Source organism: Seohaeicola sp. (assembly GCF_048006315.1).
GTDB lineage: Bacteria > Pseudomonadota > Alphaproteobacteria > Rhodobacterales > Rhodobacteraceae > Seohaeicola.
Map to the genome: position 1 here is coordinate 3,796,892 of NZ_CP180350.1, position 12,584 is coordinate 3,809,475.

Sequence of the window (12,584 nt, forward strand, 5' to 3'; positions counted from 1 at the left end):
GCGGGGGCGGGGCAAGGGGGCAGCGGCCACAGCCGCGCCGTGCGCGCATCGGCAACAAGGCGCCTGTGGCTGACGCGGGGGCTGTTGCGACTCGGGCATTGCGGGCAGTCTGCCGCAATGCTGCTGCGGCTTGGTCTTGTCTGGTTCTGTCTTTGCCTGTCCCTGCCCCTGTCCGCGGCAGAGGATCGCGGGGCCGTGACGGCCCAGCCCAACCTGTCCACATCCGGTCCCGTCGCCATCGCGGCGACCCGCCCCCGCGCACGAAGCGAGGCCTTGCCGCGCATGGCCTGGGGACGGCAGGGCGACACGGCGATCTGGACCCGCGCCGCGCTGTCGGCGCTGCAAGGCCATGCCAGCGCCCTGACCGAGACCGTGCCACGCGACATCGACGCCTGGTGCCCGGCCTATCGTGGTGCGGACGCGGCGCAGCGGCGGGCCTTCTGGGCCGGCTTCGCCTCGGCGCTGGCGCGGCATGAAAGCGGGCAGCGCGCGGGCGCGGTGGGGGGCGGCGGGCTCTATCACGGGCTCTTGCAGATCCTGCCCGCCACGGCGCAGGGCTATGGCTGTGCGGCGCGCAGCGGCGCTGCGCTGCAAAACGGGGCGGCGAACCTGTCCTGCGGCTTGCGGATCATGGCGCGGACGGTGCCCCGTGACGGGGTGATTGCCCAGCAGACGGATCGCTGGCGCGGGGTCGCCGCCGACTGGGGCCCGATGCGCAGCGCCGCCAAACGCGACCAGATGCAGGGCTGGCTGAGGCGGCAAAGCTATTGCACGCCCCTGTCTGCCGTGCGGCCCAAGGCGCGGCCCGCAGGGTTGGTGGCGGATCAGAGCAGCGAGAAGGGGTGACGCTCGACCGGAAGGGCGGCGTGCGTCAGGGCGTCCTGCAGGACCGGGATGGGCGGGACGCAGTCCTGCGGCAGCCGGATGCGGCGCATGTCATGCAGCACGACCGATACCCGGTAGCTGAGGTCCAGCCGCCGGTCCAGCCGCACCGCCTTGATCCGCGCAAGCGGAATGGTGTCTGCCTTGGCGCCGCTGAACCAGTGCAGATCCTGCCGGGTCAGCCGCAGTCCGGACGCGCGATCCGACAGCAGATCCCACAGCGCGGGCAGCGTGAAGAGGGCCAGCCCCGCCACGATCCATCCCGCCGCATCCAGAACCACCAGCAGCAGGACAAGGATGATCCAGACCCCCGCCAGCGCCAGCGCGGTGCGCCTGTTGCGCCCGGTGATGCGATGATCCAGCAGCGGTTGCGTCATGGGGCGGGGGCCGGATGGATATTTGCAGCAAGAAGAAACAGGGCGCGGTCCTTTCCTGTCATGTCCCCAGAATGCGGCTGACCATCTCGGTCGTGTCGCGGCTGAGGTCGGGGGTGGCCAGGATACGTTCAAGTGCGGCGCGCGCATGGGCCTGGCGCGCGGGGTCATAGCGGCGCCATGTCTCGAAGGCGGCGCACATGCGCGCGGTCGTTTGCGGGTTGATCGGGTCAAGCCGGATCAGCCAGTCCGCCATGGTCGCATGGCCCGCGCCGGACGCATGGTGAAAGCCCGCCGCATGCCCCGCCAGCGCGCCGAAGACGGCGCGGAAGCGGTTGGGGTTGCGGATGTTGAAATCGGGATGCGCCGCCAGTTCCGTGGCGCGGGCGGCGGCATCTTCGGGGCGGGCATGGGCGACGGTCAGGGCGAACCATTTGTCCATCACCAGCCGGTCATGGCGCCACTGGTCGTGGAAGGCCCGGCTTTCGGCATCCCCGATCTGGCGCGCCATCAGGCAGGAGAGCGCGGTCAGTTGCTGGGTCATGTTGTCGGCACTTGCGAATTGCGCGCGGGCCTGGGCGCCCGCGTCGCGGCGCGTCAGCAGGGACAGCACCAGCCCCTGCAGATCGCGTTTGCCGGCAGCATCGGCATCCGGCGCATAGGGGCCGGGCACGGTCATCGCCTGGTAGAGGCCCGGCAGAAGATCGGCCATATGCCCTGCCATTTGCTGGCCCAGGCGATCCGCGGCATCGTGGATGGCCTGGGGGTCGGGGCTGTGGCCTGCGTCATGCAGGGCCTGCGCGATATCGTCCTGGGCGGGCGGGCGCAGCGCCAGCGCGCGGAAGGCGGGATCAAGGCTGTTGTCGCGCAGCACGGCGCGGAGCGCATCGAGATAGGCTGCATCGGCATCGATGCCCGCCCGCGCCATCCGCATCAGCATGTCCCGTCCCAGGGCGCGCCCGGCCTCCCATTTGTTGAAAGGGTCGGTGTCATGGGCCAGCAGGAAGGCGCGTTCGGCATTGTCGGTCGCGCGTTCGAGGATCACGGGCGCGGAAAATCCGCGCAGGATCGAGGGCACGGGTTTCGTGGCAAGCCCGGCGAAGGAAAAGCTTTGTTCGGCCCCGGTCATTTCCAGCAGCGTGGTGGGCAGAACCTCGTCCCCGTTGGGGTTGAGCAGTCCCACCGCGATGGGAATGACGCGCGGCGTCTTGTCGGGCTGGCCGGGGGTGGGGGGCGTCACCTGCCGGAAGGTCAGCGTGTAGGTGCCATCGGCATAGCTGTCGGTGACCGCAAGGCGCGGGGTGCCTGCATCGGTATACCAGCGCTTGAACTGCGCAAGGTCACGGCCGGTCACATCCTCGAACACCTTGAGCCAATCCTCGATCGTCACCGCCTGACCGTCATGGCGGTCGAAATAGGTGGTGAGCGCCTTGGCATAGGCATCATCGCCCACCAGCGTCTTGAGCATGCCGACCAGTTCGGCGCCTTTCTCATAGACCGTGGCGGTGTAGAAATTGTTGATCTCGACAAAGCTGGAGGGGCGCACGGGATGGGCCAGCGGGCCGTTGTCCTCGCGGAACTGGCGCGCGCGCAGGGCGATGACATCGGCGATCCGCTTGACCGGGGCCGAGCGCAGGTCGGAGGTGAACTGCGCGTCGCGGAAGACGGTCAGGCCTTCCTTGAGGCAAAGCTGGAACCAGTCGCGGCAGGTGATGCGGTTGCCGGTCCAGTTGTGGAAATACTCATGCGCGATGATCGCCTCGATGCGTTCGTAATTCGCATCGGTCGAGGTGTCGGGCGAGGCCAGAACGCAGGATGAGTTGAAAATGTTCAATCCCTTGTTCTCCATCGCGCCCATATTGAAGTCATCGACGGCCACGATGTTGAAAATATTCAAGTCGTATTCGCGCCCGTAAACCTCTTCGTCCCAGGTCATCGAGCGTTTCAGCGCCTCCATCCCGAAGGCGCATTTATCCTCGTCCCCCGGACGGACCCAGATGTTGAGGGCCACGTCGCGGCCCGAGGCGGTGGTGAAGCGATCCGCATGGGCGACCAGATCGCCCGCCACCAGCGCGAAGAGATAGGCCGGTTTGGGCCAGGGATCGTGCCATTCGGCCCAGCCCTCGCCCTGCGCCACCGGGTTGCCATTGGACAGCTTGACCGGTTCGGTGCCCTCGATGCGCACGGTGAAGACCGACATCACGTCGGGGCGGTCGGGGTAATAGGTGATCTTGCGAAACCCCTCGGCCTCGCATTGGGTGCAATACATGCCGTTGGACTGGTAAAGCCCTTCGAGGGCCGTGTTCGCGGCCGGTGCGATCTCGACCTCGGCCTCAAAGGTGAAGGGGGCGTCGGGCACGTCGCAGCTCAGGCCCTGCGGGGTGATCTGGGGGGTGACGGGCGCGCCGTCGATGCGCGCGTCAATCAGTTTCAACTGCTCGCCATGCAGGAAAAAACGACGGTCCGTGCTGTCGGGGTTGGGGCGGAACCGGATGCGGCTGATCACGCGCGTGGCCTGCGGATCCAGCCGGAAGGTCAGGTGCACATCCTCCACCAGGTAGCCGAAAGGCGTGTAGTCGGACAGGAACACGGGGCTGGGGGCTGCGTCTTTCATGGCTCTCCTCGGGGTGTTGTTGTCCCTGAGGGTAGGGCGCGGGGTATGGCTTCGCAATGGGGGCGCGGGTGGCGGCGGGGGATTTGGATATTTTTGGCAAGAAGAAGCAGCGCGGCGTTGCCTTTGGCTGCGGCCCGCTAGATCGCAGGGCATGACGGGCACGATACTCTGGTTCAAGCGGGATCTGCGGGTGGCGGATCATCCGGGCCTGGCGCTTGCGGCGCAGGAGGGCGCGCCGGTGCTGCCGCTTTACCTGGTCGAGCCGGATCTGTGGCGCCAGCCCGATGCCGATGCGCGTCATTACGGGTTCTTGCGCGACTGCCTTGTCGATCTGCGGGACCAGCTGGCGCGCATCGGGTTGCGCCTTGTGATCCGGGTGGGCGAGGCTGTGCCCGTGCTGGAGGCGTTGCGCCGGGAACATGGCATCACCCGGCTGATCAGCCACGAGGAAACCGGCAATGGCTGGAGCCATGCGCGCGACCTTTCGGTGGCGGCCTGGGCGCGCGGGCAGGGCGTTACATGGGAGGAACTGCCGCAATCGGGCGTGGTGCGGCGGCTGCGCGGGCGCGATGGCTGGGCCGCGGCGCGGGACCGTTTCATGGCGCAGCCCCTTGCGGTGCCGGGACCTGCGCGGATGCTGGACGGGGTTGCAGCGCAGCCCTTGCCCGGCGCGGCGGCGCTGGGCCTTGGGGGGGATGCCCCGCAGCGGCAGGCCGGGGGGCGGGCGGCTGGCCTGGCCCTGCTGGAGAGTTTTCTCAACGAACGGGGGCAGGATTACCGCCGGGCCATGTCCTCGCCGCTTGCCGGGGCCACGGCCTGTTCGCGCCTTTCGCCGCATCTCGCCTTCGGCACGCTCTCCCTACGGGAGGCCGACCAGGCGGCGGCGCGGCGCGCGGCGCAGGTGCGGGGGGGCGGTGACGGATGGTCGGGGGCGGTGCAATCGTTTCGCGCGCGGCTGGCCTGGCGCGATCATTTCGTCCAGAAACTGGAGGATGAACCCGCGCTAGAATGGCGCTGCCTGCACCCCGCCTACGAGGGTCTGCGCCCCGCCATGCCGGATGCCGCGCGGCTTGAGGCCTGGTGCAGGGGCGAGACAGGCTTGCCCTTCGTCGATGCCTGCATGCGGTCACTGGCGGCGACAGGCTGGCTGAATTTCCGGATGCGCAGCATGGTGATGGCGGTGGCCAGCTATCATCTCTGGCTGGATTGGCGCGCCACGGGGCAGCACCTGGCGCGGATGTTCACCGATTACGAGCCCGGCATCCACTGGTCACAGGTACAGATGCAATCCGGCACCACGGGCATCAACACGATCCGCATCTACAACCCGGTCAAGCAGGGGCTTGATCAGGACCCGACGGGCGCCTTCACGCGGGTCTGGCTGCCGGAACTGGCGGATGTGCCCGATGCGCTGCTGCAGGAGCCGTGGCGCTGGGACGGGGCCTCGGGCCTGCGCTATCCCGCGCCGGTGGTCGATGTGAAGGCCGCCGCGGCGGCGGCGCGCGACCGGGTCTGGGCGGTGCGGCAGGGCGACGGTTTCCGGGCGCAGGCGGCGCGGGTGGTGCGCAAGCATGCCAGCCGCAAGGATGCCAAGGGCCGGTTTCAGCGCGACCCGGTCCGGCTGAAGAAGGATGACCGGCAGATGGGGTTCGATTTCTGATGGCGATGCGACGCAAATCCGACCTGCCGCAGAAGACCTGCGCGACCTGTGGGCGGCCTTTCACATGGCGCAAGAAATGGGCAAGGGTCTGGGACGAGGTGCGCTACTGCTCGGACCGGTGCCGGGGCGAAAAAGGCAAGGCCGCCAAGGGGGCCAAGCCCCCTGCGGCCTGACCTGCCGCATTGGTAAGGAATACTGACCGCCCGTGTTGCCTATCGGAAACTTTCGTCCTAAAAGCGGGCGCGACGAGGGTATGCGGTGGCATGCCGCAAGGAACAGGGAGCAGAGCCATGACAGATCGCGTGACGCATAACGGGTTGCAGGTGGACCGCCTGCTGTTCGATTTCATCGAACAGCGCGCCCTTCCGGGAACAGGGGTCGATTCGGACAGGTTCTGGCAGGGCTTTGCCGCGATGGTGCAGGATCTGACGCCGAAGAACCGCGCGCTTCTAGCCAAACGCGAGGCCCTTCAGGCCCAGATCGACGCCTGGCATGTTGCGCGGCGCGGCCAGTCGCATGATGCGGCGGCCTACAAGGCCTTCCTTGAGGATATCGGCTATCTTCTGCCCGAGGGAGATGATTTCCACATCGAAACAACGAATGTGGACCCCGAGATCGCCAGCATCCCCGGGCCGCAGCTGGTGGTGCCGATCACCAATGCGCGTTTCGCGCTGAACGCGGCGAATGCCCGCTGGGGTAGCCTTTATGATGCGTTCTATGGCACAGATGCAATGGGTGGCTTGCCCCCCAAGGGCGGCTATGATCGTGGCCATGGCGCGCGGGTCGTGGCGCGGGCGCGGGTCTTTCTGGATGAGGCCTTCCCGGTGCAGGGCACCAGCCACGCCGATGCGCGTCGCTATCACGTGCAGGACGGTCAGTTGCTGATCGACGATCACCCGCTGATGCAGCCCGCGAAATTCGCAGGCTACCGTGGCCATCCCAAGGCGCCCGATGCGGTGCTGCTGGTCAACAACGGCCTGCATGTGGAACTGGTCTTTGATCGCACCCATCCGATCGGCAGCCGCGATCAGGCGGGTCTGGCCGATGTGGTGCTGGAATCGGCCGTGTCCGCGATCATGGATTGCGAGGATTCGGTGGCCTGTGTGGACGCCGAGGACAAGGTGCTGGCCTATTCCAACTGGCTGGGCCTGATGCAGGGCAACCTGGAAGAGACATTCGAAAAGGGCGGCAAGCAGATGACCCGCCGCCTGTCCGCCGACCGCACCTTTACCGCCCCCGATGGCAGCGCGCTGACCCTGAAGGGGCGCGCGCTTCTGTGGGTGCGCAACGTCGGCCACCTGATGACCAACCCCGCGATCCGCGACGCCAATGGCGACGAGATCTTCGAGGGCCTGATGGACGCGATGCTGACCGTGCTGATCGCGATGCACGACCTCAAGCGCGACATGGGCAAGCGGCCCGGCAACTCGGCGCTGGGCTCGGTCTATGTGGTGAAACCCAAGATGCACGGCCCCGAGGAAGTGGCCTTCGCCGACGAGATCTTTGCCCGCGTCGAGGATGTGCTGGGCCTGCCGCGCAGCACCGTCAAGATCGGTGTCATGGACGAAGAGCGCCGCACGAGTGTCAACCTCAAGTCATGCATCCGCGCCGCCAAGACCCGCGTGGCCTTCATCAACACCGGCTTTCTTGACCGCACCGGCGACGAGATCCACACCTCGATGGAGGCAGGCCCCTTCAGCCGCAAGGATTTCATCAAGCGCAAGGGCTGGATCACCGCCTATGAGGATCTGAACGTCGATGTCGGCCTGGAATGCGGTCTGTCCGGCAAGGCGCAGATCGGCAAGGGCATGTGGGCCATGCCCGACATGATGGCCGCGATGCTGGAACAGAAGATCGGCCACCCCAAGGCGGGCGCCAATTGCGCCTGGGTGCCCAGCCCCACGGCGGCGACGCTGCATGCGCTGCACTATCACAAGATCGACGTCTTCGCCGTGCAGGCGCGCCTGGCCAAGGGTGGACGGCGCGCCCATGTGGAAGGTTTGCTGGATATCCCGATGGCCAGCTACCAGAAATGGACCGAAGCGCAGAAGATCGCCGAGGTCGAAAACAATGCGCAGGGCATCCTTGGCTATGTGGTGCGCTGGATCGATCAGGGCGTGGGCTGTTCCAAGGTGCCGGACATCAACGATGTCGGCCTGATGGAAGACCGCGCGACCTGCCGCATCTCGGCGCAGCATGTGGCCAACTGGCTGCATCACGGCGTCGTGACCCGTGACCAGGTGATGGATGCGATGCGCAAGATGGCCGCGGTGGTCGACCGTCAGAACGCCCAAGATCCGCTCTATCGTCCGATGGCCCCCGGTTTTCAGGGGATCGCCTTCCAGGCGGCCTGCGACCTTGTGTTTTTGGGCCGCGAACAGCCCTCGGGCTATACAGAGCCGGTGCTGCATCGCCGCCGGCTTGAATTCAAGGCAGCACTGTAAAACGGGCGAGGGGAGAGAACGATGATTACACTGGATCAGGCAAAGGTCATGATCGACGTGGCGCGCAAGACGGGCCGCGAGATGGGGCTGAAACCGCTGTCGGTCGTTGTGCTGGACGCGGGCGGCCACCTTCTGGCCTTCGAGCGCGAGGATGGCGCAAGCCCCGGCCGGTTCGAAATCGCGCGCGGCAAGGCCTACGGCGCCGTGATGCTGGGCATGCCCGGTTCGGCGCAGATGGCCCGCGCCGAGGGGCAGGCCTATTTCATGGCGGCCGTGAACGGCGCCTTCGGCGGCAAGGTCGTGCCTGTGCCCGGCGGTGTGCTGGTGATGCAGGGCGATGCGGTTGTTGGCGCGGTCGGCGTGACCGGCGATACCTCGGACAATGATGCGGCTGTGGCCGTGGCGGGGATCGAGGCTGCGGGTTTCGCGGCCAAGGCGTGATCCCCGAACAGGCCGCAATGGCGGTGCATTAGGCACAAAAGCGCCGGAAATACAGGCATTCGCGTCAAAGCGGGGCAGAAATGCCCCGCTTTCGTGTTTCAATACCTGCGGGAAAGCGATAGCTTGGCGTGTAACAGGCGCGTAACACCACCAGGACAGCAGGCATGGCACGACCCGTCGTCGGCATCATCAGCAACCAGCATCTGATCAACGACCAGTATCTTGCCCATGCGGGCGGGGCCATGAACTCGGAAGCGATATCCGGTGTGTCGGGCTGCTTGCCGCTGCTGGTTCCCGCCGATCCGCGCTTTGTCTCGGTGGCCGAACTGATGGACACATGCGACGGCTTCCTGCTGACTGGCGGTCGGCCCAATGTGCACCCCGCCGAATATGGCGAGGCCGAGACCGAGGCGCATGGCGCCTTCGACAGGGCGCGCGATGCGATCACCCTGCCGCTGGTGCGGGCCTGTGTCGAACGCGGCCAGCCCTTTCTTGGCATCTGCCGTGGTTTTCAGGAAGTGAACGTTGCCATGGGTGGCAGTCTCTACCCTGAAATCCGCGACCTGCCGGGGCGGATGAACCACCGCATGCCCCCCGATGGCACGCTGGAGGAAAAATTTGCGCTGCGCCATTCGGTCAAGTTCACCGAAGGTGGCCAGTTCCATCGGTTGATGGGCGCGCAAGAGGTGATGACAAACACGCTGCACGGGCAGGGGATCTGCCGTCCCGGCGCGCGGATCGTGATCGATGGGCACGCGCCCGACGGCACGCCCGAGGCGATATATGTCAAGGATGCGCCCGGATTTACCCTTTCGGTTCAATGGCATCCCGAATGGGACGCAGCGAATGACCCGGTCTCGCGCCCGCTGTTCACCGCTTTTGGCGATGCGGTGCGCGCTTGGGCCGCGCGCGGTGCGAAAGTTCTGAAATCGGCGTGAAATCTCTGGGTTTATTGAGCCAGCGCAAGGTCGCGCTACCGCATTGCGTGCATGATCGGGTGGTATTCACACCCATAAGGTGCCGCCATGACAGTCCTGATTGCCTATGCCACGACCGAGGGCCAGACCCGCAAGATCGCGCGTTTTTGCGCCGATCGCCTGATTGCCTGCGGCGAAAGTGTCGAATTGCTGCCGCTTGTCGACCTTGAGGATGAGGAACCGATCGAGATGTCGCGCTTTGACGCGGCGATCCTTGCAGGCTCCGTCCACGGGGGGCAATTGCAGCCGCAACTGATCCGCTTTGCCGCCCGCCATGCCGCCGCGCTGAACGCGCGTCCGGGCCTGTTCCTGATGGTGTCGCTTGCGGCAGCCGGGAACGACAAGGAAGAGCACGCGGATCTTGCGCGGATTGCCCATGAATTCGTGAAAACGTCTGGTTGGACCCCGGCAATCACTGAAAATGTTGCGGGCGCATTCCGTTTCACGCAATACGACTTTTTCAAAGGGCTGGCGATGCGCTGGATCGCCCATAACAAGGGCGAGGCGGTCGAGCCCGGCAAGGACAAGGAATACACCGACTGGGCGGCGCTGGGCGCGGTGCTGGACAGGTGGCGGGGCTGAGTTCCTGACTTCAGGATGGCAGCAAAACGTCCCGTGATGGGACATCCCGCCCCATGGGTCAGGCGGGCATCAGGATCCGGCTTTCATGCTTGCGCAGGCAGGTGCGCGCGGTGTCGCCATAGGTGCCCGGATCGCTGCGCAGCGCGGGGAAACAGCGGAACAGATCCTCGCGGCTGTCGTCCGACAGGGCCTTCAGGCCGACATGGCCGGGATGGAAGCTTTCTGTGGCGGCCCCTTCGGCAAAGATGATCTCGTGACGGTCGAACAGCAGGTGCAGGTATGTCACGCTGGCGCAATCCGTTTGGGTGATCCCGCGACCATCGACCATGTGCTTGGCCGACAGCAGCACCTCTGGCGTGTTGAAATAGAGCGCGGCCATGGTCGAGCGGTGCAGCATCCTGTGCTGGGGCGAGACCAGAAGCGGCCGGGTATTGCCGAAAACACCCGTTTCAAAGCGGACCGGGGCGAAATCGCCTTGTCCGGCCACGGTCCGTCGCCCGGTCCAGCGCAGGGGTTGCGGGCCGTTGTCGCGGGTGATCACCATGTCGCCAGGGCGCAGATCCTCGACCGGGCGGGGGCCCCGCGGCGTCAGGATGCGGGTGCCTGCGGTGAAGCAGATGATCACGTTCTCCATGTTCGAGAAGGTGACGACCGTCCCGTCGGCCAGCGTGGCCGTGCCGGACAGGGCGTTCGGATCGGTGTTGGTATAGACCACGTCTTCCCAGTCCAGCAGCCCGCCGAAATCCAGCGTGTCGCCACCCGGCTCGTCGGCCTCGCCGCCCTCGATGGTGATCGTGCCGCCGCCAAGCGCGGTCGCGTCCAGCAGGAAGGTATCATTGCCGGCACCGCCGGACACGGTATCGCCGGAACCGACCAGGATCAGGTCATCGCCCGCGCCGCCCTCGATCAGGTCGGCGCCCGTGCCGCCGATGATCGTGTCATCGCCATCGCCGCCATAGAGCAGGTCATCGCCGCCGCGCCCGTCGATGAGGTCATCGCCCGCGCCACCGAAGAACGCATTGGTCCAGTCCGCGCCCTGACGGTCATAGCCCGTCAGCGTGTCGTTCCAGTCCGATCCGATGATCCCGTCGATGCCGATGGTCACCGTGTCGTTCGCGGCATCCCCGCCCGCAAGGACGCCGGTGGACAGATCGACCGACACGCCCGCGCCCGAGGCGGAATAGTCGATGAAATCCATGCCCGTGCCGCCGTCAAAGGCATCCGCACCGGCGCCACCGATGAAGGTGTCATTGCCATCGCCGCCGAAAAGCTGGTTGGTTCCGGTGCCGCCCGACAGGATGTCGTTCCCGGCATCGCCGTTCAGCGTGTCATTGCCCGCACCACCGAACAGGCGGTCGCTGTCATTGCCGCCCGACAGCGAGTCGTTGCCGTCCTCGCCCAGGATCGTGTCATTGCCGTCGCCGCCCGACAGCGTGTCGTCGCCTGCAACCTGCGGGATCGTGGTGAAATGCACGTCCGAGACCCAGATCGCCTGTGTCCCGCTCAATCCGTTGGAATAGGAAATCGTGATCTGGCTGACCGGGCCCGTGATCTGGATCAGCGCCGACCCCGAGGCGCTGTTGGGCGCGTCAGGCAGGTTGTTGGCCCGGATCGTGTTGCCCGTCACCGTATCGCCCGCGCCGGGGGTGATCGTGACGGCCACCGGGTTTCCGTTCAGGTCAAAGGCATTGACCGTCACCAGGTCGCGGTGATTGCCGCTGCCCCAATCGATATCGTTGATCCGAAAGCTGACGTTCTGCACGGCATCGGACATGCCGCTGCCCGCTTCGGCCGCGAAATCGATGGTAGTGGTCGAAGACGCGCCATCGCCATTGCCGAAAAGATAAAGGCTGGAATTGGGATCGAAGGGCTCGCCCGGCGCCACATAGGTGGCGTCCGTGGTCTCGATCTGAAAGAGCGGGTTGTTGTTGCCGGTGTTGGCGAAACCGACCGACACCCGCATCGTCCCGGTATCCTGCGTGAATCCGGCCGCAAGGTTGGCCCCGTCCGGGCCGCCGGCGGTCCAGTCCAGCACCTCGGTCGTGGCGCTGACCGGGCTGGTGGTCATGTCGCCATGGATCACGTCATCGCCGCTGCCGCCGTCGATCACGTCATTGCCGCCGCCGCCCCGGATCGTGTCATTGCCGGCTCCGGCCTGCACGGTGTCATTGCCCGCGCCCGCCCGGATCTGATCCGCGCCCGTGCCGGGGCTGGTGCCGTCGGCATCGCTGAAGCTGCTGATGATCAGGTCGTTGCCACCGGTCCCCGTGACGATCCCGTCAGGGGCCACGAAGTCGGGATTGGTCGTGACCGTCGCCGCGGTGATCGTCGTGACCGGTCCGAAATCCGGGACGAAGTAGACAAAGCCGTCCGTCCCCAGGAAATAGACGCCGGGTTCGAACGTGTTGACGAAGGTCTGCCCGTTCCACGTGCCCGACCATGTCCAGCTGCCGGCGCCCAGCGTGCTGGCGGTGGTGAAGGTGATCAGCGGGCCGCCGATCCCATCTGCGCTGTCCAAGGCACCGTTGCCTAATGTGACCCTGTATCCGTCGGGCATACTCGTTACTCCATCATCCGTCTGTCCGGGCAACGCCCTTCGTGGATGCAACA

General features: G+C 66.2%; 10 protein-coding genes. 7 read left to right on the plus strand and 3 right to left on the minus strand.

From position 1 onward, the window contains the following. The first annotated feature begins 117 nt into the window (after positions 1–117). Positions 118–846: a transglycosylase SLT domain-containing protein gene (locus ACMUJL_RS18775; RefSeq protein ID WP_375571768.1), complete on the plus strand. Its 729-nt coding sequence runs from the start codon at positions 118–120 to the stop codon at positions 844–846. Here the strand turns inward: ACMUJL_RS18775 and ACMUJL_RS18780 are convergent. Next, positions 825–1,259 carry a hypothetical protein gene (locus ACMUJL_RS18780; protein ID WP_375571766.1) on the minus strand — a complete coding sequence of 145 codons (435 nt, stop codon included), beginning with the start codon at positions 1,257–1,259 and terminating at the stop codon, positions 825–827. The two genes, ACMUJL_RS18775 and ACMUJL_RS18780, sit on opposite strands and share 22 nt — an antisense overlap. A gap of 58 nt (positions 1,260–1,317) precedes the next feature. Further along, positions 1,318–3,870 (minus strand): aminopeptidase N, encoded by a 2,553-nt coding sequence (gene pepN, locus ACMUJL_RS18785; protein ID WP_375571764.1) that lies wholly within the window; start codon positions 3,868–3,870, stop codon positions 1,318–1,320. Positions 3,871–4,021: 151 nt separating this feature from the next. Here pepN and ACMUJL_RS18790 point away from each other — a divergent pair, with 151 nt between their 5' ends. The 6 genes from ACMUJL_RS18790 (at position 4,022) to ACMUJL_RS18815 (ending at position 9,974) form a co-directional block, all read left to right on the plus strand. Beyond that, positions 4,022–5,530 carry an FAD-binding domain-containing protein gene (locus tag ACMUJL_RS18790; RefSeq protein WP_416914392.1) on the plus strand — a complete coding sequence of 503 codons (1,509 nt, stop codon included), beginning with the start codon at positions 4,022–4,024 and terminating at the stop codon, positions 5,528–5,530. 5 nt (positions 5,531–5,535) lie between these two features. Next, complete coding sequence (locus ACMUJL_RS18795; protein WP_375571758.1) at positions 5,536–5,703, plus strand: DUF2256 domain-containing protein; 168 nt, start codon at positions 5,536–5,538, stop codon at positions 5,701–5,703. A 117-nt stretch (positions 5,704–5,820) separates the two neighbouring features. Further along, positions 5,821–7,974 (plus strand): malate synthase G, encoded by a 2,154-nt coding sequence (locus ACMUJL_RS18800; protein ID WP_375571756.1) that lies wholly within the window; start codon positions 5,821–5,823, stop codon positions 7,972–7,974. Positions 7,975–7,995: 21 nt separating this feature from the next. Beyond that, the gene (locus ACMUJL_RS18805) at positions 7,996–8,415 is read left to right on the plus strand and encodes a GlcG/HbpS family heme-binding protein (RefSeq protein WP_375571754.1); all 420 of its coding nucleotides are present in this window, start codon (positions 7,996–7,998) and stop codon (positions 8,413–8,415) included. A gap of 164 nt (positions 8,416–8,579) precedes the next feature. Then, positions 8,580–9,353 (plus strand): gamma-glutamyl-gamma-aminobutyrate hydrolase family protein, encoded by a 774-nt coding sequence (locus tag ACMUJL_RS18810; protein WP_375571752.1) that lies wholly within the window; start codon positions 8,580–8,582, stop codon positions 9,351–9,353. Positions 9,354–9,440: 87 nt separating this feature from the next. Continuing rightward, positions 9,441–9,974, plus strand: coding sequence for a flavodoxin domain-containing protein (locus tag ACMUJL_RS18815; RefSeq protein ID WP_375571750.1), 534 nt, complete (start codon positions 9,441–9,443; stop codon positions 9,972–9,974). Between the two features lie 58 nt (positions 9,975–10,032). Here ACMUJL_RS18815 and ACMUJL_RS18820 read toward each other — a convergent pair whose 3' ends face one another. Further along, on the minus strand, positions 10,033–12,492 hold the full coding sequence (locus ACMUJL_RS18820; protein WP_375571748.1) for a Hint domain-containing protein: 2,460 nt from the start codon (positions 12,490–12,492) through the stop codon (positions 10,033–10,035). Positions 12,493–12,584: the final 92 nt, after the last annotated feature.